Here is a 25,818-nt window from a genome sequence, read left to right as displayed (position 1 = left end):
TGGACGAGGAGGTAGGCATGCGTGGTCGGGCGTTGTCCGGTTCTGCGTACCTTCTGATGACGCTGGCCACCGCCGTGGCCACGGCGGTGGTGCTGCCGGTGCTGCTCGCGCCGCCGGCGGCGCGGAGGTGGGTGGAGCGGCATCGGCGCCGGGCCGCCCGCATGCTCGGCGTTCCGGCCGCCGGCCGGGCAGCCGGGTGGCGGAATCTCGTCTGGGCGCTCACACATGTCGTCGTCGGGTTCCCGCTCGGGCTGGCCGCCCTGCTGTGCCTGGGCAACATCCTGGTCGCCGCAGTGGCGATGTCGTCGTGGTGGGCGTTTCCCGCCGACGCGCGTCCCAGCCTGGTGTCCGTACTCGACGTCCGGGTGAGCGACTGGGCGACCGCGTTGATCGGAGGGTCTGTCCAGATCGCCGTCCTCGGTGCGGCGGCCTGGTGGGCGCTCCCGGCGCTGGCGCGGATCCACGCGCGGCTGTGCCTGGCGGTGCTCACGCCCTCGGCCCGTGAGCGGCTCACCGAGCGGGTCGACGTACTGACCAATAGCCGGGTCGGCGTGGTCCACGCCCATGGCGCGGAGCTCCAGCGGATCGAACGCGATCTGCACGACGGGACGCAGGCGCGCCTGGTGACCATCGCCATGCAGCTGGGACTCGCCCGGGAGTCCCTCGCCGACGACCCCGGCGCGGTGGCGGCGCTGATCCGGCAGGCGCACGAGACGACGGAGGAGGCCATGACCGAGCTCCGCGCGGTGCTCCAGACGATCTACCCGCCGATCCTCGCCGACCGGGGGCTCGACGGGGCGCTGGCGGCGCTGGCCGCCCAGTCGGGTGTGCCGGTCCGCGTCGAACTCGCCGATCTGGGCGCGCTCCCGGCGACCGTGGAGGCGATGGCCTACTACGTGATCGCCGAGGCGCCGACGAACGTGACCAAGCACGCCGCCGCCACGCGGGCGGCCCTCCGGGTCGAACGCGCCGGCGACCTGCTGTCCGTCGAGGTCACCGACGACGGGCGCGGCGGCGCCGACGAGACGGCGGGCACCGGGATCGCCGGGATCCGGCGGCGGGTGGCCGCCCTGGACGGCGTCGTCCGCCTCGACAGCCCGCCGGGCGGCCCCACCACGCTCGCCGTCCGGGTACCGTGCGCGTGGTGATCGGTCAGGAGGTGCCGTGCGGATCGTGATCGCCGAGGACGACGTCCTGCTGTCCAGCGGCCTGGAGCTGCTGCTGACGGCCAAGGGCTGCGAGGTCGCAGCGGTCGTCGGCAACGCCACCATCTCGGTCGGCCCGCTGGAGAAGGCCCTTCCAGAACGCCCGGACGTCCTGGCCGTGCAGCGCGCACGACGCCGTCGCCTCGCACCAGGTGACGAACCGGTCGAACGCCCCCGCCGTGTGGGCGGCCGCGGTGGTCAAGTAGCTCGCGGTGTTCACACTGTGGTCGAAGTTCGAGTCCAGCGCGAGCGCCCTGACCTTGCCGGGGAAACGCTCGGCGTACGCCTGGCCGATCAGGGTGCCGTGCGAGACACCGTAGTAGGTGAGCTTGTCGTCGCCCAGCGCCGCTCGTAACGCCTCCACGTCGCGCGCGACGTCGAGCGAACTCACCCGGTCGTACAACGGTCCGGTACGCGCCCGGCAGTCCTCCCGTAGTCGTCGGTTGAACGACACCCAGGCGTCCATGTCCGCCTGACTCTTGACGAACGGATGCGGACGTTCGCGCATCAGCGCTGCCGAGCAGACCACCGGGTGGCTGCGGCCCGTCCCTCGCGGGTCGAAGCCGACGAGGTCGAAGCGGCCTCGCAGCTCGGCGCTGAAGTAGCCGCTGCCGCGGACCACGAAGTCGACGCCGGAACCGCCCGGCCCGCCGGGGTTGACGACCAGGGAGCCGACCCGGGACGCCGGGCCGGCGGCCTTACGCCGAGCCACCGCCAGGTCGACGGTGGCGCCGCTCGGGGTGTCCCAGTCGACGGGCACCTTCAGCGTGCCGCACTCGGTGGTCGCGTCGTCGGGGCACGGCGCCCAGGCGATGCGCCGCGCGGGAGTGGCCGCGTCGGCGGCGCCACCGGGAATCAGGCTGATGAGCAGGAATGGGACGGCTGCGAGCGCGATGATGTTCTTCATACGATCTTTCACGGTCGACGACGGGGTGGTACCGCAAGATCATGCGACCAGCCGCATAACCCCGCCGTAACCGCTCGCAGGGGGCCGACGGCGGGCCGGTGCGAAAGAAGGCCGACGACTCAGCGTAGATCCCGGTTCGCCCAGCTCAGGGCGGCGAGGGTGAGCGGCAGCAGGGCCAGCCACCCGTGGTGCACGACCTCCCAGTTCTCCTCGTCCGGGTAGAGCCACGGCCAGTACGGTCCCCGCAGCACCAGGCTCACCGCGACGATCACCAGCAGAGCCCCCATGCCCGCGAGGGCGGCCGCCTTCCCCTGGTGCGTACGCCCGGCGATCGAGGCCGTCAGCAGGCCGATCGCGATGCACACCGCGGCCTCCACCGCCATCCCCGCCACCTTGAGATGGCCGCCCTCCGGTAGCCGGGCCACGGCGACGGCGCACGCGATCCCCCAGCTCAGCCCGGCGGTGAGGCCGCCGAAGCCGCAGCGCAGCCACTGGCGGAGCCAGCGGGGCACCGGGACCGCCCCGGTGCTCACGGTCAGCTCGTCGATCACGGCGAATCCGGCGGCGGCCCCCAGCATCACGCCCATCATCCTGAGCAGGGTGAAAGCGGTCCCGACGCCCAGCGCGGAACCGGCCTCGATCACCGAGGCCATGACCACGGCGAGCGTCCCGGTGACCGCGAGCGGAGTCCAGTCGATCGCCCGTGCGAGCGGCCCGATGAGCTGGATCACGAGCATGGCCGCCCCCTCGTGGGCTCGGCGGCGAACTCGGGACGCAGGCCCAGCAGCGGGAGCGCCTGCTCCAGCGTCGTGCCGGGCTTCAGCAGGGTGTCCCAGTGCGTCCAGATCCGTTGCCTGGCCTCCGGCATGGCGAGGAGCCTGCGGGCGTAGCCCAGCTCGGCAGTGCCGTACCGGAGCATGCCCAGCGGCGACTGCACCGGCTCGAAGAGGGACGAGCCGATCTGGATCTCCCGGTCCTCCGGCGGGGTCGGCGCGACGGCCTGGCCGAGCAGCCACAGACCCACCAGGGCCCTGCTCCGGCCGTGGAGGTCGCAGCCCGCCGGCGGTGGCCGCAGACCCAGCACGGGGCGGATGAGCTGGGCGGCGAGTACGGCCCGGTAGGTGTCCTCCGCTCCGGCCCGCCCCCACATCAGGTGCGTACGGATGGACGGCCGCTGGTCGCCGTCCGCGTCGGACCAGGAGTCGGTGACCTGCCGCACGGCCGGCAGCCGCGCACGCTCCGCCGGGGGCAGCGCCTGCGCCACGGGGTTCACCGCCGCCACCCAGGACGGGATCCAGGCGACGTAGTCGCGGAAGGCGCAGTAGGTGACGGCGCCGTGCTTCTCGCAGCGCCGCGCGTCCGGCCCGAAATAGCGTTCCCGGACCCGGGCGTCCATGTCGTCGAGCAACGCGGCCGGATTCCGCTGCGCGGTCTCGAACCGCCGGTTGATCTCCTCCCCCGGCGCCACGGCGGTCGCGGCCGCGCCCGTGGGCACCGCGACCGCCGCAGCGGCCAGGGCCATGACCAGCCGCACCGGCCTGGCCCCGTGCCGCAGCAGGGCCAGGGCCGCGAACAGCACGACGGCGGCGAGGAGGTAGACGACGTGCGACGCCGACGGACGCTGCGGCCAGTCGGGCCCGTGGAAGAGCACGACGGGCAGGAACCAGCTCCCGTAGCCGCTCTGCTGACCGTTCAGCCAGGTGAAGGCGCCGATCAGGAAGGCCGCGACGGGGACGGCGACCAGCCCGGGAGTCCACCTGCCGAGCATCGCGCCGAGTGCCGAGGCGAAGGGCACGGCCAGCACTCCGCCCAGCGCCTCGTAGGGGTCGAACACACCTGCCACCGGGCCCATCGCGGAACGTGCCAGCAGGTAGCCGGTCATCACGCTCAGCGCGAGCCCGGCTCCCACCAGGACGGCCGCCCACGTCGCGGCCTTGGTCCGCTCCGCCGCGTGGCCGGGCAGCGCGCCGAACGTCTCGGGCAGGCCGCCCCGGGTGTCGCGCGAGGTCGCGAGGTTGGCCGTGAGCATCATGGCCACCGCCATGAGCAGCATCGCCCCCGACGTGCTCGTGGGCTCGACGCTCAGGTCGGGCAGCCACTGCCAGGTCGCGATGAGCCGCAGCCCCAGGCAGAGCGCGGCGGCACCCCAGGGGACGGGGCTGCGCACGAGCCGGAGAACCTCGAACAGGAACAACGACCGGAAGATCACTTCGCCGTTCCTACCGGCTCACCGAGCAGCAGCAGGTAACCGTCCTCGACGGTCGGCGCGGCGGGCGCCGCGCCCGGCGGCCCGGCCCCGAGGCTCCGGTAGCGGCCGTCCGAGGTCCGCCAGAACAGGCGGGAGCCCGAGGGGGCGGCGCCTGCGACCCACACCTGGCCGGAGGCGACGCTGGCGAGCTCGCCGGGGCTCCCCTGGAACGCCACGCGCCCCCTGTTCATCACGATCACGCGCTCGCACAGGGCCGCGACGTCCTCGGTCTGGTGGGTGGACAGCAGCACGGTACGGTCCTCGCCGAGCCGGGAGACCAGCGCACGGAACCGCATGCGCTGCTCGGGGTCCAGACCGACCGTGGGCTCGTCGAGGATGAGCAGGTCGGGCTCGCCGAGCAGCGCCTGGGCCAGCGCCAGCCGCTGCTTCATGCCGCCCGACAGCCTGCGCACCTTCGTCGTGGCACGGTCGGCCAGGTCCACCTCCGCGAGGACCCGGCGCACCTCCCGGTGGCGTTCGCGCCGGTCCGTCAGCTCCTTCAGGATCGCCACGTAGTCGACCAGCTCGAAGAGCGTGAAGTGGGGGTAGAAACCCGGGTCCTGCGGGAGGTATCCGAGGCGGCTGCGCAGTTCGGTCCGCTGGCTCCGGTCTTCGGGATCCAGGCCGAGGGCGCGCACCCTGCCGCCGTCCGGCGCCAGGGTGGTCGCCAGGCTCCGCAGCAGCGTGGTCTTGCCGGCGCCGTTGGGGCCGAGCAGCCCGGTCACCCCCCGGCCGAACTCCAGGGTGAGGTCGTCGAGTACCACGTTCCGGCCGTACTTCTTGGTCAGGCCGCGAACGGTCACGGTCGGGTCCATCGGGGTTCTCCTGAGTCGAAGCGGGCGCGCCGCAGGTAGACGAGGGGGATGAGGATCAGCGCGGCCGCGCCGTACAGGGCCTGGGCCTCGGGCGAGAACGGCGCCAGCACGTCGCCGGTGAGTTCGGCGCCGGTCACCACGGCGCCGAACCAGGCGGCGCTCAGCGCGGCGGCCGAGGTCGGCGGCGAGAATCGGGTCGAGAGGGCCAGGGTGGCCGAGGTCAGCGCGAGGGCGGGCAGGAGCCAGGCCGCCGTCAGCCCCGGCGGGCCGGGCAGGAGCGGCGTCGCCGCTCCCGTCAGCACGATCGCGGTCACCAGCACCGCGACGGCGCGCAGCAGCAGGGACCTGGCGCCGCCCATGGGGGTGGCGGCCTGCAGTTCGTGGACGGGATCGACCCGGGGCCCGTAGGCGAAGGCGATGCCCGCCGGCGGCAGCACCGGCGCGAGCACCAGGAACGGCGCCAGGCCGCCGAGTCCGGCCTGCGGGTCACGGACGGCCAGGTGGGCGGCGGCCACCGCGAAGGCGATCACGGCGGTGACCGCGACCAGCCATCCCCGGGCGAGAGCGGGAGTGGCCGCGAGGAACGCGGCCACGTGCTCGGGAACGCCGAACAGGCGCAGCAGCCGGGCCAACGGCCGCGTCCTGGGCCGGTCCACCAGGTCCTCGACACGCTCCCAGCTCGCCGCCAGCCACTCCCTCTCGTACGGCACCGCCGCCCGGCAGCGCTCACACCGGGCGAGATGGCCGTCCACCGACATCACCTGGACCGGCCCGAGACGGCCGCCGGCGTACTGCTCGATCAGCTCTTGCGGCAGGTGCCATTGCGGGTTCATGCGAGATACTCCCTGAGCTGGGCCTTGGCCCGCATCACGCGGGTTTTCACGGTTCCCTCCGGCACGCCGAGGAGCAGGGCCGCCTCACGCACGGTGAGTCCGTCGAGGACGGTGGCCCGGATGGCGGCGCGCAGATCCGGCGACAGCCTGGCCAGCGCGGTGCCCAGGTCCCCGTGCTCCACTCCGACCAGGACCGTGTCCTCGGCCGACTCGGTGATCAGCCGGCCGCCCTCCGGGTGCCCGTCGTCGAGCGCGGCGGTCTGCCGGGGGGCGCCGCTGCCGCGCAGCGCGGAGATCAGCCTGCGGATCGCGATGGTCCAGATCCACGCCGCCGCCTCGCCTTCCGACGCTCGGTAGCGACGCGCGCCGCGCCAGACGGCGACGAAGGTGTCCTGGATCGCGTCGTCCACGAGGTCGGCGTCGGAGCATCGGCGGGCCAGCCGTACGCGCAGCCAGGGCGCGTGCCGCTGGTGCAGGAGCTTCAGCGCCTCCACCCGGTCGGCCGCGACGGCCGCGAGGAGCTCGGCGTCGGTGCTGTGGGGACCGACCTCGGGCGGCTCGCGACGGCGGGTGAAGAATGAGCGCACATTCCGGTCTATCGCAAGATCGGGCGTCCGCGGTTCTGTGCCGGCCGAAACACCTCGGCTTCGTGGCGGCCCGGCGGACAGCCTGAGAGCTGACTCGGCGGACGGTCTGAGAGGTGGCTCATCACCGCCCCCGGACGGGCACGGCCTGAGGGGTGGCCCGTCGCCTCACCCGGGCGGGCCACCCCTCAGCGCAGGGGTCAGGTCAGCGGGCCGGTGGCCTTGACCTGGACGCGGACGCTGTCGCCCGGCAGGTAGGAGAGGGGGATCTCGGTGACGGAGGTGATGCGGACACCGGCGGGATCGGCTCCGGCCCGTACGGCGGCGTCGACGGCGGCCCGCTTGGCGGTCTCAAGACAGGCTTCGCGTCCGCCGACGGAGAACTGGAAGGTCCGGTCGAGCGTCCCGGACGCCTCGGCGATGGCGGCGCCGATGGCGTTGGCGACCGAGGCGTACTCGTGGCGGTGCACGGCGCTGACACCGGGGATCTCGTCCGGGATCAGGTGCGCGCCACCGCCGACGGCGACCAGGGGCAGGTCGGAGCGGGCCACCTTGATCCGGTCGGCCAGCGCGCCGATCTGGTCGTCGACCCAGGCCACAACCTGTTCGGCGAGCGAGCGGGGCACGTCGGCGGCGCGGCCGGGCTCGCCTGCCGTCAGGCGTCCGGCCAGGACCGACACGTCGGTGAGGGTGAGAGTGTCCCCGCCGAAGACGCGGGCCCGCTCGGTCAGGCGGTGGGCGACGCTGTCCGGCCCGATCCGCAGGCGCTCGTCCGCGCGGACCACGGTTCCGCCGCCCAGCCCGACGGAGATGAGGTCGGGCATGCGGTAGTTCGTGCGCACCCCGCCGATCTCGACGGGCAGTGCCGACTCGCGCGGGAAGCCGCCCACCAGCATGCCGACGTCGGTGGAGGTGCCGCCGACGTCCATGATGATCGCGTCCGTCAGCCCGGACAGGTGGGCCGCGCCGCGCATGGAGTTCGTCGGGCCGGAGCCGATCGTCATGACCGGCCGGCGGGCCGCTTCCGCCGCGCTCAGCAGCGTGCCGTCGTTCTGCGTCATGTAGATCTCGGCCCGCAGGTCGTGGGCGGACAGCGCCTGTTCGAGCCCGGCCACCACCTCGGCGCCGACGAAACGCAGAGCCGCGTTGAGCGTCGCGGAGTTCTCGCGTTCGAGCAGCCCCAGCCCGCCGATCTGGTGTCCCAGGGTGATGGGGAAGCCCTGGCCCAGTTCCTCGGCGAGGATCTGCCCGGCGCGGATCTCGTGCGCGGGGTTGGCCGGGGAGTGCACGCCGGTCAGTGCGATGACGTCGACCGTGGCGCCGCAGGCTTTGGCGAAGGCGCGGACGGCGTCCTCGTCGAGGGGGCCCATCTCGCTGCCGTCGAACTCGTGGCCGCCGCGCACGATCGCGCTGTACGCGCAGACCAGGTCGGCCAGGTCGCGGGGCCAGTCGGCCAGCGGTGAGATCGACAGCGTGGCGGGGGCGCCGATGCGCAGCACGCCGACCCGGGCCAGGTTGCTTCTGGCGATGAGCGCGTTGACCGGGTGCGTGGTGCCGAGCATCACGTGGCTGACGTCGGCGGGACGCACCCTCGCGAGCACGGCCGCGAGGCCGGTCCCGATGCCGTCGAAGAGCGTCGCGGTGGTGGGGGTCTTGTGCCAGGTCACGACGTTCCCGCCGGAGTCGACGGCCACGACGTCGGTGTTGGTGCCGCCGACGTCGATGCCGATGCGGACAGTCGTCATCGGGACCCTCCGATGGGCGTGAAGTCGAGGTCGTAGCCGAACGCGCGCGGCCCGGCCAGCGCGAGCCCTTCCGGCGTGTGCCACTGCGGCAACGCCGGCATCGCGATCACGTGCAGGCGCTGGCCGTAGGCGACGGACTCGGTGGTCATGGCGGTGCCGGTCTCGGTGTCGAGCAGGGTGATGAGGTCGGGGACCATCGCCTTCGGCTCGCCGTCCTCGAAGGCGATCAGGTTCTCGTTCTGCACCTCCACCCGCATGGCCCGGCGCGGGTCGTCGAGGTGGATCAGCGTGATCGTGCCGCGCGCCCAGCCGCCGGTGGTTCGGCGTTCGATGTCGGCGACCTTGCCGGTGAACAGGATCTCCGCCTCGCAGAAGCGGAGGAACTCGGCGTAGGCCCCCGGCCTGCCCTCCTGGATCGCGCGGATCCGGCGGCCGATCTCCAGGCAGTAGGTCAGCGAGCCGTTCGCGCCGAATCGCGCGCATTCGCCGGCGGTGACGGCGTAGGCGCTCACCACGGCGAGCATGCCCATCTGCGCCACGCACGCGCGCGCCAGCTTCTCCCCCGTGGCGTTGTCGACGGAGTCGAAGAAGACGTAGTTGCCCATGGAATCGGCCATGGTCATCGGGGTGGACGACAGCCCGGCGAGGGTGAACAGGCTCATCTCGATCTGCGGGAAGGCCCGCCTGATCGCGTCGGCGTCCACGCACGGCAGCCCCAGTTCGGCGGCGACCACGAGCGGGAACAGCGAGTTCAGGCCGCCGTTCTCCAGTGGTAGCACCGCCACCCCGGTGCGGCCGAGATGGCTTTCCAAGGCTCTGAGCACGCGCGCGGCCTCGTTGCCGTTCGGGAACTTCTCCACGACCACCGTGGGCGCCCCGACCATGCAGATCGGCAGGAGCAGGCCGTCCGGGTCGAGGTCGGTGGCGTCGACGATCTCGATCGGGCCGTGCTTGGCGATGGCCTCGCGCAGCATGATCTTCGCGATGTAGGGATCACCGCCTCCGCCGGTGCCCAGGACGACCGCGCCGAGCGCGAGGTCCTCGACGTCGTCGAGAGTGATGCTGTTCACGAATCCACCTCCTGATGGTTCATCCGTCGATCTCCACTTCGGCCTCGATCTCCACGGGGATGCCGAACGGGAGCGAGGCGACCCCGACGGCCGAGCGCGCGTGCGCAGCGCTCTCCTGCGGCCACAGCTCGTGGATCAGGTCGGAGAAGCCGTTGACGACCGCGGGCATGCGGGTGAAGCCGGGCGCCGCGTTGACCATGCCGAACACGCGCAGCCAGGCGGTGACCCGGTCGAGGTCGCCGAGGGCCGCGCGCAGGCTGGTGAGCATGTGCAGCCCGGTCGCCCGGGCCGCCGCGTAGCCCTCTTCCACGCTCACCTCGGCGCCGACCCGCCCGGCAGGCCCGTCCACGGACCAGTCGGGCAGCAACGGCCCGTGTCCGGACAGGTAGCCGCGGTTTCCCCGCACCCGCACGGACGGGAAGGGCAGCCGCAGCCCGTCCGGCGGGACGAGCGGCGCGGGCAGGACGAGGCCGAGTTCCCTGATGCGCGCTTCGACGCCCATGCCGTTCACACCCCTTCCGCGCGGGTACGGCGGAGCGCCTGCGCGGCGAACTCGCTCACGTACCGCGACAGCCACGCGGTGAAAGCCGCCTGGTCCGTCATGGCCAGGCCCCGGTGGGCGGCGAAGTCGGCCTGCGCCCGCCGGAGGAAGTCATCGTCGTCGTCGGCCATGATCCGCATGAGCCGGTCGGCCGCGTCGAGCATGCGGTAGGCCGCCAGCAGCCTGGTCTCGTCGAAGGCGAGCGGCGCGCTGCAGACCAGCACGGTGACGGTCTCGTGGAGGGCGCGGCCGAGCCGTTCGTCGGCCGCGTTCACCGCGTACCGTCCGCGAAGGGCGCGCCGAAGGCGTTGTGGTGCAGCCCCGAGGTGAATCCCCTGACCGCGGGAGCGGCGGTCTGCGCGTCGATGTAGCCGACGGCCACCGTCACGTCGGGGCGGATGTGCTCGGGCAGGCCGAACAGGGCGCGGACCGCCTCGTCCGCCCAGCTGGTGACGGTACAGACACCCAGGTCCAGGGTCTGTGCCATGAGCGCGAGATGGGCGCAGGCGGCGCCGGAGTCCAGGCGGCTGACGTGCTCGACCAGGCGCGGGCCGCCTGAGGCGTCGGCTTGGGTGAGGTCGGTGCAGAGGGCGAGCATGGCCGGGGCGTTGTTGAGGAAGCCGGGCAGCACCTGCCGCGCGGCGGCCATGAGCACCGGATCGTCGGCGACGACCACGTGGCGTACGCCCGAGCGCGCCTGCTGGGCGCGGGCCGCCGCCCACGCCATCCTGCCCAGGACCTCGCGGGGCACCGGGCGGTCGGCGAAGATCCGGTGCATGCGGCGGCGGCGCATGCCGTCCGCGACGTCGAGCGGTTTGGCATCGATCATGTGTGCGCTCCCTGGGGGGCGGGGACGGTTGAGCACGACACTAAGTCAGACCCGCCATCACGGATATGTGCGATCGCACATCTTGACTCCGAGTCTTGTGGTGACCGCACATCGGGGCTACCGTGCGACGGATGACGGTGGTCAGCGAAATCCTGCTCCGCCCCGACATCGGCCGGGTCGTCACCGTGCTGTGCGACGCCGGCCACGCCCGGAAGATCGGCGGGGTCACCCTCATCGAGGACATCCGGGCCGTCCCGCACGCGGGGCACGGTCAGGTCGGGGTCTGCACCGGGAGGTCCTCCGACGAGATCAACCCCGACCTGCTCGACGTCGCCGTACGCTTCGCCGCCGGCGCGAACGTGGCCGCGCTCGCCCTCGTCGGGCTGCCCCTCGACCGGCCCCTGCCGCTGACGGTCAGCAGGCTGACCGAACGGTACGGGCTGTCGCTGCTGGCCGTGGCCCGGGGCACCGACCTCGCGCGACTGGTGATCGCGATCGAACAGGAGATCGCCCTCGGGCCGATGCGCGTGATCCCCCGGGCGGCGACCGCGCTGGCGGCCCTCGACCGTGCGGAACCCGGACCCGACCCGATCGGCGAACTGGCCGCGCTCGCCGGCCGCGAGCTCGGCCGGGCCGTCTCCGTCGCGCCGGGCCCCGACGGCGACGGCGTACCCGTCACGGTGTCCGGAACGGTACCGGCGCGGCTGCACTGCGCACCGGCCGGGGACGCCTCCGACACGGTCGTCCGCCTGGTGCTGCACCGGGCCGCCTCGCTCGCCGGGCACGCGATCGAGCGGGCCCGCCGTACCTCTGAGGGGCCGGCCGCGTCGCGGGCGGCGCTGCTCGCCGAGCTGCTGCTCAGCGCGCCCGAGGACGCCGGACCCCTCCTCGCCAGGACGCGGCGCGCGGGCTTCGTCGTCGACGGCTGGCACACCGTGATCCACATCGAACTGGACAATCTCGACGGCCTCACCGGCGGCGAGACCGCCCGGCACGAGCTCACGGTCGAGGCCCGGCGGCTGGCGCTGCAGTCGGCGCTGAACGACGGCGCCGGCTGGCAGCGGGCGGACGCGGGCAGCGCCCTCACGCTGGTGCGGACCGAGCACGCCGAGCCCACCGCCGCCCAGCCGAAGGCCGTCGCCAGGACGGCGTCCGCCGTCCTGGCCCGGCTCAAGGAGCAGTTCACCGGCCTGCGGCTGTACTGCGGCGTCGGCGGGTCCTACCAGGGCCTCGAAGGGCTGCAGACCTCCGCCACCGAGGCCCGCGCCGGCAGCGCGGCCGCACGCACCGCCCGCCACCAGGACCGCCCGCTCGCCTTCCGAGACCTCGGCTTCCGCCGCGTCCTGCTGCAGTGGTACGCCATGAACAGCTCCCGCGTCGTGGTCGACCGGCTCCTGGCCCCGCTCGACGAACTGGGCCCCCGGCGCAGGGACGAGGCCCTCCGTACCCTTCAGGCGTTCTTCGACCACCCGGGCTCGCCCCGTGAGGCGGCGGCCGCACTCCGCGTGCACCGCAACACGGTCGCCAACCGGGTGCAGCGCCTGCTCGACCTGCTCGACGTGGACGGCGACAACGCCGAGCACCGCCTGCTGCTGCAACTGGCCTGCCGGGTGGCCGCCCAGCCCTCGCCGCGCAGGCACTGACCCTCCGGCGGCGAAGATCGGATCGGCGAGGGTGTCCCCTGGGCGGCCCCTCGTTCGTCGTACCGGTGAGAGCCCACCGCCCTGGAGGTTGCGATGCAGTACGCGCTGCTGATCTACGCCGCGCCCGGCTATCTGGAGACGTCTTCGGAGGAGGAGCGCGAGGCGGCCTACGCCGACTACTTCGCGATGGCCGACGACGAGCGCCACGTCGGCGCCGCGCAGTTGCAGTCGGCGGAGACGGCGACCTGCGTGCGGCTGTCGGGCGGCCGGACGCTGATGACCGACGGCCCGTTCGCCGACACCAAAGAGGTGCTGGGCGGCTTCTGCCTGATCGAGGCCGCCGATCTGGACGAAGCGCTCGAACTGGCGGCGCGCGTCCCGGCCCTGCGGTTCGGCGGCACCGTGGAGGTCAGGCCGGTGGTGCGGCTCTGAGCGTCCTGGAGGAGGTGTTCCGCGACCAGTGGGGCCGGGTGCTGGCCTCGTTGGTCGGGTTCCTCGGTGACTTCGAGCGGGCGGAGGAGGCGGCGCAGGAGGCGTTCGCCCTCGCGGCCGAGCGCTGGCCGGTTTCAGGTGTGCCGGACGCTCCGGGCGCGTGGCTGGTGACGACGGCCCGGAACCGGGCGATCGACCGGATCCGGCGGGAGCGCTCCCTGGCCCGGAAGATCCATCTGCTGCGGGCGCCGGAGGCCATCGTGGACGAGTTCGACGACACCCCGATCAAGGACGAGCGGCTTGAGCTGATCTTCACCTGCTGTCATCCGGCGCTGCCGTTGGAGGGCCAGGTCGCACTCACGCTGCGGGCCCTCGGCGGCCTCACGACCGCGGAGATCGCCCGAGCGTTCGTGGTCTCGGAGGAGACCATGAAACGACGGCTGACCCGCGCGAAGACCAAGATCACCGCGACCGGGATCCCGTTCGCGGTCCCGGGCGCGCGGTTGCTGCCCGAACGGCTCGACGCGGTGCTGGCCGTCGTCTACCTGATCTACAACGAGGGCTACAGCGGCCGGGTCGACCTCGGTGCCGAGGCCATCCGGCTGGGACAGGTGCTGGCCGGGCTGATGCCTCGGGAACCCGAGGCGCACGGGCTGCTGGCGCTGATGTCGATCCACCACGCGCGGCGGCGGGCGCGGTTCTCCGGTGACGACCTCGTCCTGCTCGACGATCAGGATCGGTCGTTGTGGGACCTGCGGCAGCTCGCGGCGGGGCGGGCGGCGCTGGATCGGGCGATGGCGCTGGGCGGGCGCGGCGCGTACGTCGTGCAGGCCGCCATCGCCTCCCTCCAGGCGCGTGAGCGGATCGACTGGCCGCAGGTCGCCGAGTTGTACCGGCGGCTGGCCGAGCTGACCGGCTCGGCGATCGTCGAGCTCAACCGGGCCGTGGCGATCGCCCAGGCCGGCGATCCCGTCTCGGCGTTGCGCGCCGTGGACGACCTCGACCTGGACGGCTACCTGTACTTCCACTCGACGCGCGGAGAGTTGCTGCGGCGGCTGGGCCGCGACGCCGAGGCCCGTACGGCCTACCGGCGCGCTCTCGAACTGGCCGTCTCGACCTCCGAGCGGCGGTTCCTGACCCGGCGCCTCCGACAGTTCTGAGCCGGGTGTCCCCTCGGCGGGCGCTCGTTCGTCGCCTGGACATGAGCGACAACCCTCCCGGCCTTCCGCCCCGGACCACGACAGCGGGTGAGACGCCACCGTGAACGTGACCTTGTGGATCGTGCAGACGATCCTCGCCGCCCTGTTCGCCATGTCCGGCCTGGGGAAACTTCTCCAGCCCAAGGACAAGCAGGCAGACAGGTACCCGTGGGCGCGATCGTTCTCCAGGACGGCCCTGCGATCCATGGGCGTCGCGGAAGTGCTGGGCGCGATCGGGCTGCTCGCGCCGGCCGTCACCGGGATCGCACCCGTCCTGACGCCGATCGCCGCGACCGGGCTGGCGATCATGATGATCCTGGCCATGGCCCTGCACCTTCGCAGGAAGGAGCCCTCCGGGCTGCTGTTCACCGCCGTTCTGCTCGCGCTCTGCGCGTTCGTCGTCTGGGGACGGTTCGGCCCCTACGGCTGGTGACCCCGGTACCCGTACGTCCGTCTCGACATCCCGATCTGAGGAGCGACCACATGACCACTATCGAGACCATGGCCAACAAGGCGGTGCTCCGGCGCTTCCACGACGCCGTCAGCAGTGGCGACGCGGAGATCGTCGCCAGGACGATCGACGAGGTCGTCCACCCGGAGCTGCTGATCCACACGCCTCTGCCCATCGTCACGAAGGGGACACAGGCGATGAAGGAGGTGCTGGTGGCGCTGCATCGGGCCTTTCCCGACCTCGACGTGCACATCGACGACATGATCGCCGAGGGGGACAAGGTGGTCACCAGGAACACGGTCACCGGAACCCATCGGGGCGAGTACCTGGGCATCGGGCCGACCGGCAGGTCCGTCACGTACAAGGAGGTCCTGACCGTCCGCTTCGCCGACGGGCGGATCATCGAGACCTGGGCGGTCGTCGACGGGCTCTCGGTGATGCGGCAGCTCGGGAAGTTCCCTGCACCGTAGCCCGCGCGGCCCCTGTCGCGCGGGCTACGGCCGTCAGGCGTCGCTCGCGGACAGGCGGCCGGTGGGATCGGCCCGTGACGCCGGGTTCTCGTCTTCGCGCCGGGTCAGGACCAGGGGGCCGTCCTCGGTGACGGCCACCGTGTGCTCGGAGTGGGCCGTCCGCGAGCCGTCCGCCGACCGGATGGTCCAGCCGTCGGCGTCGTGGACGATCCGGTCGGTCGTGCGGGCGAACCAGGGTTCGAGGGCGAGGGTCAGGCCCGGCCGGAGCGTGAGGCCGCGTCCGGGCCTGCCCTTGTTCGGTACGTGGGGGCTCTCGTGCATGGTGCGGCCGATGCCGTGTCCGCCGTACTCGGTGTTGACGGGGTAACCGTGGTCGCGGGCCACCGTCCAGACGGCTGCGGAGATGTCGCCCAGGCGGTTGCCCGGGCGTGCCGCCTCGATCGCCGCCTCCAGGGCTTCCTCGGTGGCGCGGATGACGCGCAGGTCCTCTTCGGCGGCGGTTCCGACGACGAGGGTGCGTGCGGAGTCCGCGGCCCAGCCGTCGATGCTGACCGCGAGGTCGGCGGTGAGGACGTCGCCGTCCCGCAGGGTGTAGTCGTGGGGCAGGCCGTGCAGGACGGCGTCGTTCACCGACAGGCAGACGACGTTGCGGAACGGGCCGCGCCCGAAGGACGGCGCGTAGTCCCAGTAGCAGGATTTCGCGCCCCGGGCGCCGATCAGGTCGCGTGCGTGGTGTTCGAGGTCGAGGAGGTTGACACCCACGTCGGCGAGGCGGCCGAGCTCGGAGAGGACCTCGGCGACGAATCGGCCGGTGGTGTGCATGCGTTGGATCTCGGCGGGTGTCTTCAGCTCGATCACGGGGGCCTCATGTCTCGGGGTGCTCGGTATAGTAATACCGAGACCGTAGCACTTGCCGGTATAGTAATACCAACTCTATGCTGAGGGCATGGTGCGCCAACCGCTCACACCCGAGCAGATCGAAGCCGGCAGGCGTCTCGGCGCCCTGCTGCGTCACGCCCGAGCCGGACGCGACCCGGCGGAGGTCGCCCACGCGGCCGGAATCTCGCCGGAGACCCTCCGCAAGATCGAGACCGGACGGCTGCCGTCCCCCGGATTCGGCACGATCGTCGGCCTGGGCGAGGCGCTCGGCATACCGGTTCAGGAGCTGGCCGCCACCTGGCGCGGCGCCGAGCTGCCGCTGGAAGCCGCCTCGTAGCCGTCGCCTCAGCGCGACCTCAGGTAGACCACGCCGGGGTGCGGTCGCCGTCGTGGCGGCCTGCCGCCCCGGTCCGGGCGGTACTCGAAGTGCCACCACTCGTTGTCGTAGATGCGGTAGAGGTCGTGGCGGGCGCCGTGCTCCTCCAGCCAGCGGGCGCCCTCATGCGGACGTACGTCCAGCGCGACGCCCTTGACGTGGTTGGATTCCGCCGGTGGCAGCACCAGCGTGCGGGCCGAGGCCGGGGAGCCGGTGCGGCGCACCTCCTCGTCGAACATCCGTTGCTGCACATGGGGGTCGCGATACCCCGAGGTGAGGCCGATGAGCTGGCCGTGACGCCAGAGCGCCTCGGTGCGCGCCGCCGTGAACGCCGCCAGGGTGCCGTCGGTGAGCCCGGTGAGGTCCTCGGCGGGGAAGCGCATTCGCAACGCCCAGCCGCAGGCCAGTTCCCGGGCCCGCCCCGGACGGCGGGCGAGCGCCACCGGCAGCAGAAGCACGGCGAGCGCCAAGGTGGCGGCGGCGTACAACCGGTCACGGGGCCGAGGAGGGAGGGTGCCTGGTTCGGTCATGCCGACTACGATTGGCGCCGAATGTGCGTGCGTCGTGCGTCGGATGTCACCGTTTCTCGACGGCGCGACCGTGACACGACCATGACACGGTGCGAATGAGACGCGGACACCGCCGACCGACAGTGGAGGGGTTGACCGGCGACGAGCTACGGGGGCCTGCTGTGAAACTCGGCGGCATGTCGCGAGTGTTGTTGATCGAGGACGACCCTGCCGTACGGGAGGGCCTCGAACTGGCCCTGACCCGGCACGGGTACCGGGTGGGCGCGGTGGGGTCCGGCGAACAGGGGCTGGACCGGCTGCGGATGGACCTGCCCGACGTCGTCGTGCTCGATCTGATGTTGCCCGGCATGGACGGCTTCGAGGTCTGCCGCCGCATGCGGGCCGTCGGGCAGGTGCCGATCATCATGCTGACCGCGCGCGGCGACGACATCGACGTGGTGGCCGGGCTGGAGGCGGGCGCCGACGACTACGTGGTCAAGCCGGTGCAGCCCAGGGTACTGGAGGCGCGCATCCGCGCGGTGCTCCGGCGGATCGGCCGGGACCGGGCGGAGCTGGAGCGGCACGGTGAGCTGACCATCGATCGGGCCGGCCTGGTGGTCACCAGCCGTGGCGTGGTGGTCGGCCTCGCCCCGACCGAGTTGCGCCTGCTGCTCGAACTGTCCGGCACGCCGGGCCGGGTGCACAGCCGCCAGCAACTGCTGGAGTCGGTGTGGGAGCACGGCTACTTCGGTGACTCGCGTCTCGTGGACGCCTGCGTGCAGCGGTTGCGCGCGAAGATCGAGGACGACTCGGCGGCGCCCGTCTACGTGCAGACGGTGCGTGGGTTCGGCTACCGGTTCGGGCCGGTGTGAGCCGCCGGTGACCTCCCGGCCGAGCCTGGGACTGCGCGCCCGGCTGCTGTTCGCCTTCGCCCTGCTGTGCGTCGTCACCGCGTCGGCGGTGGCCGGCGGGAGCTATGTCCAGGCCCGCAGGGCCATCCTGGAGCGGGCGCAGGATGCCGCCGCCCAGACGATGACCAACCGCCTGCAGGCGATCTTCCCGTTGCGGAGTGCGGAGCCGGACCAGGAAGAGCTCGACCGGATCGCGCGCGCCGTGGCCGACGGGAACAGCTCCGTGGTCGTTCGCTACCGCCGGGCGTACGCGCAGGTGGGCCCGGCGCCGGGTCCGCCACCGGGGCCCGGGGGGCCGGGCGGGAACACCCCGGCCCTGGAGCTCGGGATGGTTCCGCCGGAGTTGCGGCGCAGGGTGGCGGCCGGTGATCTCGTGTGGCAACGCGTGGTGTGGCAGGACGCGCCCTTCCTGATCATCGGCACACCGTTGCTGATCGACGAACGGGACCTGCCGACACGGATCTCCGGCATCGAGGTCTACCTCGCCCGCAGTCTGCGTCCCGAACAGCGGAGCGTCGACGCTCTGGCCGGATTCGCCTGGCTGACCGGCGGGGCGAGCCTGGTGTTCGCGGTCGTCCTGGCGCTGCTGGCCACCCGTGGCGTGCTGCGCCCGGTGCGTGAGCTCGGCAGGGCGGCACGCCTGCTGGGCGAGGGCGAGCTGCGGGCCAGGGTCTCGGTACGGGGCTCCGACGAACTGGCCGACGTGGCGCGCACGTTCAACGACACCGCCGCGGAGCTGGAACGGCACGTCCGGCAACTGCGCGAGATGGAGGCCGACGCCCGCCGGTTCGTCGCCGACGTGTCCCACGAGTTGCGCACCCCGCTGGCCGCGCTCACCGCGGTCGCCGACATCCTCGAAGAGGAGGCCGCCGGGTTGCCCGAGCCCGCCGGCAGGGCCGCCACGCTGGTCAGCCAGGAAACGCTCAACCTGACCGGCCTGGTGAACGACCTCATCGAGATCAGCAGGTTCGACTCCGGTGTCGCCGCCCTCGCGCTGAACGAGATAGACGTGGCCGAGCTGGTGCACGCGACCCTGCGTACCCGGGGCTGGTCGGACAGGGTGCACACGGAGCTTCCGCCCGAGGTGACGGCACGGCTGGACCCCCGCCGGGTGGACGTCGTCCTCGCGAACCTGGTCGGCAACGCCCTGCGGCACGGCGAGCCCCCGGTGTCGGTACGGCTCGCCGCCGACCCGCACTGGATCACCCTGGAGGTCCGCGACCACGGACCCGGGTTGCACGAGGCGGTGCTGCCGCACGTGTTCGACCGGTTCTACAAGGCCAGCGCCGCCAGGGCCAGGTCCGAGGGCAGCGGCCTCGGGCTCGCCATCGCGCGGGAGAACGCGCGCCTGCATCGAGGCGACCTCACCGTCGCCAACGTCGCCGACGGCGGCGCCGTGTTCACGCTTCGCCTGCCCCGCCGGGCACCCGAGCCTGACGGAGGCCCCGAGTGAGGATCCGCAGCGCCCTCGCGGTGGGCCTCATATCGCTCGTCGCCGGGTGCGGCATACGGCCCAGCGTCGTCATCTCGGGCGGCGATCCGCCGAGCGGCCGCGTCGCACCGGCGGGGATGATCACCCTCTATCTGGTGAAGGACGGCCGGCTCGGCGCGGTGACCCGACCGACCGGCGGTCGCCCGCAGTTCCGGGCGGACGTCCTCGCGCTGCTGGCGGCCGGACCCACCACGATGGAACGCGGGGACGGATTCACGACGGAGGTCCCGCCCGAGGCCGGGCCCTTCTCGGTGACCACCGGGCCCGCCGGCCGGTTGGTGGTGAACCTGTCCGCTCCGGCGGGCGAACTGTCGCCCCTGGCCGTCAGGCAGATCGCGTGCACGGCCGCCGCCGCGTCGCTGGAGGAGGCCGACCGGGTCGTCGTCGCCGGTGCCGCCGGGAAGGGCGTCGACCCTCGGATCTGCCGCCGCACCCGCTGAGCCTGCCACGACGTGCACACGCGGCGCCCGGACCCCCGTCTTCGGCGTCCGCGCGACACAGACACGGTTCCCGTGAGCGAAGTAACCGGAAACCCGTGCTAGCCTGGCAGGCGTTGCAGTAATGGTACCCATAAAGATTTTATGTGCGCCTGATGGAGTGGATCTTCGGGCGCATTTCTTTTTGTCCGGCTTTTTCCGGGTGGGCTCATCGCGGCGGCACGAGGTTCACAGGGTGTGAACTCTCAAGTTCCGACACTGTCTGAAGGAGATCGACATGGCCACCGGCACCGTCAAGTGGTTCAACTCGGAAAAGGGCTTCGGCTTCATCGCGCAGGACGGCGGCGGCGCCGACGTCTTCGCCCACTACTCGAACATCGTCGCCAACGGCGGCTACCGTGAGCTGACCGAGGGCCAGAAGGTGTCCTTCGACGTCGTGCAGGGCCAGAAGGGCCCGCAGGCGGAGAACATCGTCGCCGCCTGACCCAGGCACCTCACGAAACCGGGTCCGCGCCCACAGCGCGGACCCGGTTTTTCGATCTCAGGGTGCGGTCACCGTACGGGCCCGGGGCGACGGGCTACCTCATGGCGATCCGGTAGGCGCGGATCACGCTCTGCTCCACCTTGTTGCCGTGGACGTCGGTCGAGGCGGCGCGCAACGACACGAACCCGTCCCGCTGCGGGTGGTCCAGGATCACCCGGGATCCGGCGACCTTCGCCCTGGACCAGGTGGCACCGTCGTCGTAGGAGACCTCCACCGTCAGCTCACGCGGCCGCCCCGCCGTACTGCCCGCGAGCCGGTCGACGGCGACGGGTACGGCGAAGCGGCGCCCGGCCGGTGCGGTGTTCTCCGCGTCGAGGCCGGGAGAGAACCGGACCACGGACACCGGCATCCGGGTGGGCGACTTCGTGGTCCCCGACCGGAACGTCCAGGCCACCGAGCTCTGGGTGGACAGCACGTGGGGCGCGCCCCGCTCGGCCCGCGCGACCAGCCGGTAGGTGGCTCGGCCGGGCGGCACGGTGAAGCGGTCCTGCAGCCGTTCGCTCTCCCCGACGAGGTCGCCGTCACGGTAGAGGGCGAGGTGCTCGGTGGCCCGGCTGGAGTTCCCGATGGCGCCCTGACCGTCGCCGAACATCCATGCCGCGACCGTCATGGTGTCCCCGGCACGGCTGACGCTTTCGTAGGGCAGCCCCTCCGTCGGAAGCGCGGGCCCGAAGACGCCGCGGTTCCACCGTTCCGTGGTGAGGCTGCCCGGCTCGAATCGCGAGGCACCCGAGACGAACGTGGTGACCCGTCCGTCGGCCCCGATCTCGCCGACGGTGCTCTGCCACCTGATGTCGTCTCCGGTGTTGACGTACTCGGTCAGGGTCGAGGGGGTGGCGACCTCGTTGAAGGACTGGTGGGTGAGGACTGCGCCCTCGCTCGGCCACGCCTGGCGACCGGCGAACACGCGCGCGCCGGGCAGGTGCCGCGCGATGTCGAGACGTACCTCCGCGAGGTCGTCGGGATCGGCCGCCCGGTCGAAGCCGGTGATCATACGCTCGCGCTCGAACCAGGCCAGCCGGAAGCTGTCCTTCCCGGCCTGGAAGTGTCCGGAGACCCTGGTGATCATGTCCTCGTGGTCCTGGTCCGGTCCGAGCTGGGCGGTGAAGGCCCTGCTCAGGTCCCAGGGGTACCAGCCTCTGGTGTGTGCCCTGTCGGGAGTGGTGAAGGTGTAGGCGACGCTGGCCTGCTTCAGCACCGCGTCGGGGCGGGGCGCGCGGATCAGCGTCGGCTTGCCGAGCCGGGCATCGGCTTCGAGGGTCTGCGTCCTGTCCAGCCGCAGCCGGGGCTGGACCAGAAGCGCGACACCGTCGTCGCTGATGATGGTGGTGTCGAGCAGATACTCGCCCCTGGGCAGGCGGAAGGTCATCGAACTCTCCGTCGGCCAGAAGACCTGCGGCGACGGGTCCGTCTCGTCCAGGCGCCAGATCACCATCTGGTACCTGGTGGTCGGCGCTCCCGACCGGTCGGTCTGGTTCACGGTCAGGTCGTAGCTCTCGATCTCCTTCTCCACCGCCGCCGGAGTGCTCACCTGGACGCCGCCGGCGCCCGTCGCCGTGACGAAACCGCCGTGCAGGCCGTCGGGTTCGCCGGTACGGGTGTCCGCCGTCACCGTGGCCTCCGCCCGCCCTCCTGCGGGCACGGTCAGGGTGGACGGCGTCACCGCGAACGTCCGCCCCGCCGGAGCGCTGAGGTCGAGCGTCACCGGCGCGTCCCCGTGGTTGCGGTAGGTCAGCTTCTTCGTGAGAATCCGGTCGTCGTCGTGGGGCCACTGCTGGAGACCGAACCCCAGGCTCGGCGGATCCACGGTCACCGCCTGGGCGGTGGCGCGGTCGGCGTCGAGCCGTCCGGCTCCTTGCGCGAACACCCCGGATCGGGCGTCCGGCCGGGCCGAACCCATCAGCGCGGCCTTCAGGTCGCCGGCCTTCCACGTGGCGTTCGCTCCAGCGAGCAGCGCGGCCGTGCCTGCGACATGCGGCGTGGCCATCGACGTCCCCGACATGGCGACATGTGAGCCGCTGCCGGGGCTGTCCTTGCCGCGTGCGGCGGTGATCTCCACTCCGGGCGCGGTGATGTCCGGTTTCAGGCCGGAGTCACCCACGCGCGGGCCTCTGCTGGAGAAGTCCGCGAGCCGATCCGTCCGGTCCACGGCGCCCACGGCCAGGGCCGCGTCCGCGCTGGCGGGAGAGCTGACCGTGCGGTCCACGCCGGTGTTGCCCGCAGCGGCCACGAACAGCGTGCCGTGGCTCTCGGTCAGGTGCTGGACGGCCTCCTCCAGCGGGTCGAGACCGGGCTCGTCCCACCCGCCGAGGCTCAGGTTGACGACGCGTGCGCCCTGGTCGACGGCCCACTGCATCCCGGCCAGCAACGCCGAGTAGGAGCAGCCGCCGCTCTCGCACACCTTGCCGTCCAGGAGTTCGGCCCCCGGCGCCACTCCCCTGTACCTGTCGCCGCCGCCCGCGATGGTGGCGGCCACATGTGTGCCGTGCCCTTCGACGTCCCGCTCGTCGGGCGTCTCGGTGAAATCCGCCCGTGCCACGACCTTCCCCGCCAGGTCGGGATGTGCGGCGTCGATGCCGGTGTCGAGCACCGCCACCTTGACCCCCGCGCCGGTGAGGCCCCTCGCCCAGGCCGCCGGTGCGCCGATCTGCTTGACGCTGGTGTCGAGGGAGAGCTTGACCCGGGCGTCGAGCCAGACCCTGCTCCCGAGGCCCCCGACGCCCCTTCGACCCACCAGACCCCCGAGGTCCTGCCAGAAGCGCACGGCCTGCGCCCTGTCCTGCCGTACGGCGAAGCCGTCGACCGCCCCGAGGGACCGGTGCCCCGAGGCTCCGCGCAGCGAGCGGGGCGCGGACGCGCCGGTCACGATGAGCGGCAGGTTCGGACGCCGGTCGTCGTAGCCGAACTCGATCAGGGCGCTCACGTCGAACAGGCGCGGGTCCAGCCGTCCCTGCCGTATGGGCTCGATCGCGTCGCCCGGCACGACCCGCAGCCGCCCGCCCCGGTCGTAGGTGTGGAAATCGACCTTCTCCCGGCCTTCGCCCGGCGTGATCATCGGGCCGGCCTCGGTGAGGATCACCCGGTCGCCGGTGATCAGGGTGACACTCCGGGCATCGGCCCGCGTCGCGCTCTGCGTCTCGCTCTGCGCGTGGGCGGGTAACGCGGTCATCGACACCGCGAGCAGCAGGGACATTCCCGCTGCCTTCTCGGTCCTTCGCACTCCGTCTGCTCCTTCTCCGCATCGCCGGAAGCGCTCATTACGACCTTCCAAACGCCTGCGACCCGCGTCAGGTTGGCCGACGGACCAGAAAAGATCTTGCGATGTCCGCAGGCCGCCTCCTCATCGCCCCCGGCGCTACGGGTTCCGTGTGGTGGCCATCAGATCGCGCACGGTGACGATCAATCCGTGCACGACCTGCTCGAACGCCTCGTCCACGGTCATCAGGGGAGCGGCGGCCGCCGCTTCGCGCAGGTGCGGAACGGCCACATCGGGGTGTGCCCGCAACCAGGGCGGCGGGACGGGCGTGTGCTCCATGACCGGCTCGCCCCGGTCGTGGCGGTAGTCCACGAGCAGCACGAACCCGAAGACACGCAGCGTCAGATCGCGGTGCACGATCTGCGCCTCGGCGACGCCCAGCCCGACGGCGCGGAGCATGCCCAGAACGGCGTCGGTGTGGATCAGGCGGTCCCGGTGGATCGCCTGATCACCGAGTCGTTCGTCCAGCGACACCAGCAGCGCGCGCGGGTAGCGCCGGTAGATCGCGCGCAGGGCGGCGCAGTACTCCCGGATGCCCCGTTCCCAGTGGCCGGGATCCGGGTGGGGCGCCGGCATCCAGTGGGTGATCATCAGCTACCTGATCACCATGGGTGCGCTGACCCAGGTCGTGGGAAGTCTGTCCGACCGCATCGGCCGACGCCGCATGTACCTGCTCGGCCTCGCCCTGTTCACCGCCGCGTCGATCGCCTGCGGCGCGGCGCCGAACACCACATTCCTCGACCTCGCCCGCGCGGTGCAGGGCATCGGCGGCGCCGTCCTGATGGTCAACGCGCTCCCCCTGCTCTCCCGGCACCTGGACGGCGAACGCCGCAACATGGCCATCTCCACCTGGGGCAGCGCGGCGACCGCGGCGGGGCTGATCGCTCCCCTGCTGGGCGGCGCCCTCGTCGACACGCTCGGCTGGCGCGCGATCTTCCTGATCAACGTGCCGATCGGCGTCGTGGCCTTCGCGATCTGCCTGCGGGTCCTCCCCGCCGACGCCCCCGCAGGACGCGTCCGGATCGACTGGGCGGGCGCCGCACTGCTGATCGCCTCACTCACCCCGGCCGACCTGGCACTGCTGCGGGGCGAGGACCAGGGCTGGGGATCGGCGACGACACTGACGCAGTTCACGATCGCAGCCGCCCTGTTCGCCGCCTTTCTCCGGCTCCAGTCCCGGGTCGGCACACCCACCCTGGACCTCGTCCTGTTCCGCAGGCCCGCCTTCACCGGCGCCGCCCTGGCGGTCTTCGTCTCCCGCGTGCTGACCGTCGGCGGCACGGTCTACTTCGTGCAGTACTTCCAGGGCTCCCTGCACCTGTCCCCCACCCAGAGCGGCCTGCTGCTGACACCCGTCTTCGTCGCCCAGATGGCAGCGGGCATGATCGGCGGCAAACTCCTGAGCCGGTTCGCCCCCGGACACGTCATCGCCGGCGGCTACGCCTGCAAGGCGGCCGGTGCCACCGCGCTGGCGCTGGCCTTCACCCCGACCGTCTCGCCGTGGCTGCTGGCCGTCCCCCTGCTGGTCTGGGGCATCGGCGGCGGCATCGCCGGCGCCCCGGTCATGGCCGTCGCCATGAACGTCACCGACAAGCGGCAGGCCGGTATGGTCGCCGGGACGATCACCAGCCTGGCCTCGATCGGAGCCGGCATCGGCACCGCCCTGCTGGGCGCCGTCTACACGGGCCGGATCGCCGATGTCGTCGCCGACGCTCCGCATCTGCCCGCCGCCGCGCTCGAGGCCGTTCTCGCCGCCGACGGCGACCTCCAGCGCGTCCTCGACGCCGTTCCCGCCGACGCCCGGGCCGCCGTCGCAGACCTGCTGGGCGACGCCGTCGCCGCCGGCGCATCGGCCGTGCTCCTCAGCTCGGCGGGCCTGGCCGTCCTCACCTTCGCCCTGGTTCTGACCCTCATCAGAGGACGCGACCTCCCACGGCCCGTGGCAGGCGGGCAGCCGGCATAGCCCCCGTCGTCTGGGACGGTTCGGCGACCGGGTGCCGGCCGTCCGGGGCAGGCGATCACGGGACGGTGACCGCCCCCACGCCGCCGAAGCTGATCTCGTTGCCCTCGGCGTCCCGGTAGGTCACCTTGGTCACGCCGCCGTCGTACGCCTCCCGCTCGGCAGGCTCGACGCCCCGCCGGGCGATCTCGGCGACCCGGGCGTCCAGGTCGTCGACGAACAACAGCACCAGGGCGTTCCCCGCCCGCTCCGGCCGCTGCACGATGTAGACGTAACGGTGCTCCGCCACCTCCCACACTGCCTCGATGTCGTTCGGCAGGAATGCGGGCTTCCCGCCGAACACCTGCTCGTACCACGGCAGCGCCGCCGCGTAGTCAGTGACGGGGATACCGGCAAAGAGGTCCAGCGCCATGTCTTCCTCCACCCGCGTGGCCGACGTGTCGGCGGTACCGACGGCGCCCGCCCCGGTGCGTCCTGCCCAC

General features: G+C 72.4%; 28 protein-coding genes. 12 read left to right on the top strand and 16 right to left on the bottom strand.

The window, feature by feature from the left end; all coding sequences use genetic code 11:
• Positions 1-17 precede the first annotated feature (17 nt).
• Positions 18-1,148: a sensor histidine kinase gene (locus ABD120_RS24615; protein WP_343952396.1), complete on the top strand. Its 1,131-nt coding sequence runs from the start codon at positions 18-20 to the stop codon at positions 1,146-1,148.
• 4 nt (positions 1,149-1,152) lie between these two features.
• Here ABD120_RS24615 and ABD120_RS24610 read toward each other — a convergent pair whose 3' ends face one another.
• From ABD120_RS24610 to ABD120_RS24560, 11 genes are all read right to left on the bottom strand, one after another.
• Positions 1,153-2,112 (bottom strand): alpha/beta fold hydrolase, encoded by a 960-nt coding sequence (locus ABD120_RS24610; protein WP_343952395.1) that lies wholly within the window; start codon positions 2,110-2,112, stop codon positions 1,153-1,155.
• Positions 2,113-2,231: 119 nt separating this feature from the next.
• On the bottom strand, positions 2,232-2,849 hold the full coding sequence (locus tag ABD120_RS24605) for a hypothetical protein (protein WP_343952394.1): 618 nt from the start codon (positions 2,847-2,849) through the stop codon (positions 2,232-2,234).
• Complete coding sequence (locus tag ABD120_RS24600; protein WP_343952393.1) at positions 2,840-4,321, bottom strand: hypothetical protein; 1,482 nt, start codon at positions 4,319-4,321, stop codon at positions 2,840-2,842. Before ABD120_RS24600 ends, ABD120_RS24605 begins: the two co-directional genes overlap by 10 nt.
• Entirely contained in the window at positions 4,318-5,175 is an 858-nt protein-coding gene (locus ABD120_RS24595) for an ABC transporter ATP-binding protein (RefSeq protein ID WP_343952392.1), read from the bottom strand. Before ABD120_RS24595 ends, ABD120_RS24600 begins: the two co-directional genes overlap by 4 nt.
• Positions 5,160-6,008: a zf-HC2 domain-containing protein gene (locus ABD120_RS24590; RefSeq protein WP_343952391.1), complete on the bottom strand. Its 849-nt coding sequence runs from the start codon at positions 6,006-6,008 to the stop codon at positions 5,160-5,162. The genes ABD120_RS24595 and ABD120_RS24590 overlap by 16 nt, the downstream gene beginning before the upstream one ends.
• Positions 6,005-6,595 carry an RNA polymerase sigma factor gene (locus ABD120_RS24585; RefSeq protein ID WP_343952390.1) on the bottom strand — a complete coding sequence of 197 codons (591 nt, stop codon included), beginning with the start codon at positions 6,593-6,595 and terminating at the stop codon, positions 6,005-6,007. Before ABD120_RS24585 ends, ABD120_RS24590 begins: the two co-directional genes overlap by 4 nt.
• 197 nt (positions 6,596-6,792) lie before the next feature.
• A complete protein-coding gene (locus ABD120_RS24580; protein WP_343952389.1) occupies positions 6,793-8,337 on the bottom strand; it encodes a hydantoinase/oxoprolinase family protein in 1,545 nt (514 codons plus the stop codon).
• A complete protein-coding gene (locus ABD120_RS24575) occupies positions 8,334-9,407 on the bottom strand; it encodes an S-methyl thiohydantoin desulfurase family protein (protein WP_343952388.1) in 1,074 nt (357 codons plus the stop codon). The genes ABD120_RS24580 and ABD120_RS24575 overlap by 4 nt, the downstream gene beginning before the upstream one ends.
• A 19-nt stretch (positions 9,408-9,426) precedes the next feature.
• Positions 9,427-9,909 (bottom strand): RidA family protein, encoded by a 483-nt coding sequence (locus ABD120_RS24570; protein ID WP_343952387.1) that lies wholly within the window; start codon positions 9,907-9,909, stop codon positions 9,427-9,429.
• A 5-nt stretch (positions 9,910-9,914) separates the two neighbouring features.
• Positions 9,915-10,223, bottom strand: coding sequence for a DUF6092 family protein (locus ABD120_RS24565; protein WP_343952386.1), 309 nt, complete (start codon positions 10,221-10,223; stop codon positions 9,915-9,917).
• Positions 10,220-10,777, bottom strand: a complete 558-nt coding sequence (locus ABD120_RS24560) for a nitroreductase family protein (RefSeq protein WP_343952385.1) — start codon at positions 10,775-10,777, stop codon at positions 10,220-10,222. The genes ABD120_RS24565 and ABD120_RS24560 overlap by 4 nt, the downstream gene beginning before the upstream one ends.
• A 131-nt stretch (positions 10,778-10,908) precedes the next feature.
• On the opposite strand from ABD120_RS24560, the gene ABD120_RS24555 reads away from it, so the two are divergent.
• From ABD120_RS24555 to ABD120_RS24535, 5 genes are all read left to right on the top strand, one after another.
• A complete protein-coding gene (locus tag ABD120_RS24555) occupies positions 10,909-12,420 on the top strand; it encodes a PucR family transcriptional regulator (protein ID WP_343952384.1) in 1,512 nt (503 codons plus the stop codon).
• 93 nt (positions 12,421-12,513) lie between these two features.
• Positions 12,514-12,852, top strand: a complete 339-nt coding sequence (locus ABD120_RS24550) for a YciI family protein (RefSeq protein ID WP_343952383.1) — start codon at positions 12,514-12,516, stop codon at positions 12,850-12,852.
• A gap of 14 nt (positions 12,853-12,866) precedes the next feature.
• Entirely contained in the window at positions 12,867-14,012 is a 1,146-nt protein-coding gene (locus ABD120_RS24545; protein ID WP_343952382.1) for an RNA polymerase sigma factor, read from the top strand.
• Between the two features lie 100 nt (positions 14,013-14,112).
• Positions 14,113-14,484: a DoxX family protein gene (locus ABD120_RS24540; protein WP_343952381.1), complete on the top strand. Its 372-nt coding sequence runs from the start codon at positions 14,113-14,115 to the stop codon at positions 14,482-14,484.
• 50 nt (positions 14,485-14,534) lie between these two features.
• Positions 14,535-14,972 carry an ester cyclase gene (locus ABD120_RS24535; RefSeq protein WP_343952380.1) on the top strand — a complete coding sequence of 146 codons (438 nt, stop codon included), beginning with the start codon at positions 14,535-14,537 and terminating at the stop codon, positions 14,970-14,972.
• 33 nt (positions 14,973-15,005) lie between these two features.
• Here ABD120_RS24535 and map read toward each other — a convergent pair whose 3' ends face one another.
• The gene (gene map, locus ABD120_RS24530; protein ID WP_343952379.1) at positions 15,006-15,830 is read right to left on the bottom strand and encodes a type I methionyl aminopeptidase; all 825 of its coding nucleotides are present in this window, start codon (positions 15,828-15,830) and stop codon (positions 15,006-15,008) included.
• An 88-nt stretch (positions 15,831-15,918) separates the two neighbouring features.
• Between map and ABD120_RS24525 the strand changes: the two genes are divergently transcribed.
• Entirely contained in the window at positions 15,919-16,188 is a 270-nt protein-coding gene (locus ABD120_RS24525) for a helix-turn-helix domain-containing protein (RefSeq protein WP_343952378.1), read from the top strand.
• 8 nt (positions 16,189-16,196) lie between these two features.
• On the opposite strand, the gene vanY-N is transcribed toward ABD120_RS24525, so the two are convergent.
• Positions 16,197-16,757 (bottom strand): D,D-peptidase/D,D-carboxypeptidase VanY-N, encoded by a 561-nt coding sequence (gene vanY-N / locus ABD120_RS24520; protein ID WP_343952377.1) that lies wholly within the window; start codon positions 16,755-16,757, stop codon positions 16,197-16,199.
• A gap of 176 nt (positions 16,758-16,933) precedes the next feature.
• On the opposite strand from vanY-N, the gene ABD120_RS24515 reads away from it, so the two are divergent.
• The 4 genes from ABD120_RS24515 (at position 16,934) to ABD120_RS24500 (ending at position 20,060) form a co-directional block, all read left to right on the top strand.
• Positions 16,934-17,608, top strand: coding sequence for a response regulator (locus tag ABD120_RS24515; protein WP_343952376.1), 675 nt, complete (start codon positions 16,934-16,936; stop codon positions 17,606-17,608).
• Between the two features lie 7 nt (positions 17,609-17,615).
• A complete protein-coding gene (locus ABD120_RS24510) occupies positions 17,616-19,100 on the top strand; it encodes an ATP-binding protein (protein WP_343952375.1) in 1,485 nt (494 codons plus the stop codon).
• The gene (locus ABD120_RS24505; RefSeq protein ID WP_343952374.1) at positions 19,097-19,579 is read left to right on the top strand and encodes a GerMN domain-containing protein; all 483 of its coding nucleotides are present in this window, start codon (positions 19,097-19,099) and stop codon (positions 19,577-19,579) included. The genes ABD120_RS24510 and ABD120_RS24505 overlap by 4 nt, the downstream gene beginning before the upstream one ends.
• A 274-nt stretch (positions 19,580-19,853) precedes the next feature.
• Entirely contained in the window at positions 19,854-20,060 is a 207-nt protein-coding gene (locus tag ABD120_RS24500) for a cold-shock protein (RefSeq protein ID WP_139637865.1), read from the top strand.
• 94 nt (positions 20,061-20,154) lie between these two features.
• Here ABD120_RS24500 and ABD120_RS24495 read toward each other — a convergent pair whose 3' ends face one another.
• Positions 20,155-23,340 carry a S8 family serine peptidase gene (locus ABD120_RS24495; RefSeq protein WP_343952373.1) on the bottom strand — a complete coding sequence of 1,062 codons (3,186 nt, stop codon included), beginning with the start codon at positions 23,338-23,340 and terminating at the stop codon, positions 20,155-20,157.
• A 135-nt stretch (positions 23,341-23,475) separates the two neighbouring features.
• Positions 23,476-23,967, bottom strand: coding sequence for a TetR/AcrR family transcriptional regulator C-terminal domain-containing protein (locus ABD120_RS24490; protein ID WP_343952372.1), 492 nt, complete (start codon positions 23,965-23,967; stop codon positions 23,476-23,478).
• Between ABD120_RS24490 and ABD120_RS24485 the strand changes: the two genes are divergently transcribed.
• Positions 23,960-25,339, top strand: a complete 1,380-nt coding sequence (locus tag ABD120_RS24485) for an MFS transporter (protein WP_343952371.1) — start codon at positions 23,960-23,962, stop codon at positions 25,337-25,339. The genes ABD120_RS24490 and ABD120_RS24485 overlap by 8 nt on opposite strands.
• Positions 25,340-25,394: 55 nt before the next feature.
• Here the strand turns inward: ABD120_RS24485 and ABD120_RS24480 are convergent, their stop codons facing one another.
• Positions 25,395-25,748: a VOC family protein gene (locus tag ABD120_RS24480; RefSeq protein ID WP_343952369.1), complete on the bottom strand. Its 354-nt coding sequence runs from the start codon at positions 25,746-25,748 to the stop codon at positions 25,395-25,397.
• Positions 25,749-25,818: the final 70 nt, after the last annotated feature.

Origin of the sequence: Nonomuraea longicatena (assembly GCF_039525605.1) — a bacterium.
GTDB lineage: Bacteria > Actinomycetota > Actinomycetes > Streptosporangiales > Streptosporangiaceae > Nonomuraea > Nonomuraea longicatena.
This window is presented reverse-complemented; position numbering and strand designations above follow the sequence as displayed.

Coding starts and splice junctions, on each gene's coding strand:
- ABD120_RS24615 (WP_343952396.1), top strand. CDS start 18: ATGCGTGGTCGGGCGTTGTCCGGTTCTGCGTACCTTCTGATGACGCTG.
- ABD120_RS24610 (WP_343952395.1), bottom strand. CDS start 2,112: ATGAAGAACATCATCGCGCTCGCAGCCGTCCCATTCCTGCTCATCAGC.
- ABD120_RS24605 (WP_343952394.1), bottom strand. CDS start 2,849: ATGCTCGTGATCCAGCTCATCGGGCCGCTCGCACGGGCGATCGACTGG.
- ABD120_RS24595 (WP_343952392.1), bottom strand. CDS start 5,175: ATGGACCCGACCGTGACCGTTCGCGGCCTGACCAAGAAGTACGGCCGG.
- ABD120_RS24590 (WP_343952391.1), bottom strand. CDS start 6,008: ATGAACCCGCAATGGCACCTGCCGCAAGAGCTGATCGAGCAGTACGCC.
- ABD120_RS24580 (WP_343952389.1), bottom strand. CDS start 8,337: ATGACGACTGTCCGCATCGGCATCGACGTCGGCGGCACCAACACCGAC.
- ABD120_RS24570 (WP_343952387.1), bottom strand. CDS start 9,909: ATGGGCGTCGAAGCGCGCATCAGGGAACTCGGCCTCGTCCTGCCCGCG.
- ABD120_RS24560 (WP_343952385.1), bottom strand. CDS start 10,777: ATGATCGATGCCAAACCGCTCGACGTCGCGGACGGCATGCGCCGCCGC.
- ABD120_RS24555 (WP_343952384.1), top strand. CDS start 10,909: ATGACGGTGGTCAGCGAAATCCTGCTCCGCCCCGACATCGGCCGGGTC.
- ABD120_RS24550 (WP_343952383.1), top strand. CDS start 12,514: ATGCAGTACGCGCTGCTGATCTACGCCGCGCCCGGCTATCTGGAGACG.
- ABD120_RS24535 (WP_343952380.1), top strand. CDS start 14,535: ATGACCACTATCGAGACCATGGCCAACAAGGCGGTGCTCCGGCGCTTC.
- ABD120_RS24525 (WP_343952378.1), top strand. CDS start 15,919: ATGGTGCGCCAACCGCTCACACCCGAGCAGATCGAAGCCGGCAGGCGT.
- vanY-N (WP_343952377.1), bottom strand. CDS start 16,757: ATGACCGAACCAGGCACCCTCCCTCCTCGGCCCCGTGACCGGTTGTAC.
- ABD120_RS24515 (WP_343952376.1), top strand. CDS start 16,934: ATGTCGCGAGTGTTGTTGATCGAGGACGACCCTGCCGTACGGGAGGGC.
- ABD120_RS24500 (WP_139637865.1), top strand. CDS start 19,854: ATGGCCACCGGCACCGTCAAGTGGTTCAACTCGGAAAAGGGCTTCGGC.
- ABD120_RS24490 (WP_343952372.1), bottom strand. CDS start 23,967: ATGATCACCCACTGGATGCCGGCGCCCCACCCGGATCCCGGCCACTGG.
- ABD120_RS24480 (WP_343952369.1), bottom strand. CDS start 25,748: ATGGCGCTGGACCTCTTTGCCGGTATCCCCGTCACTGACTACGCGGCG.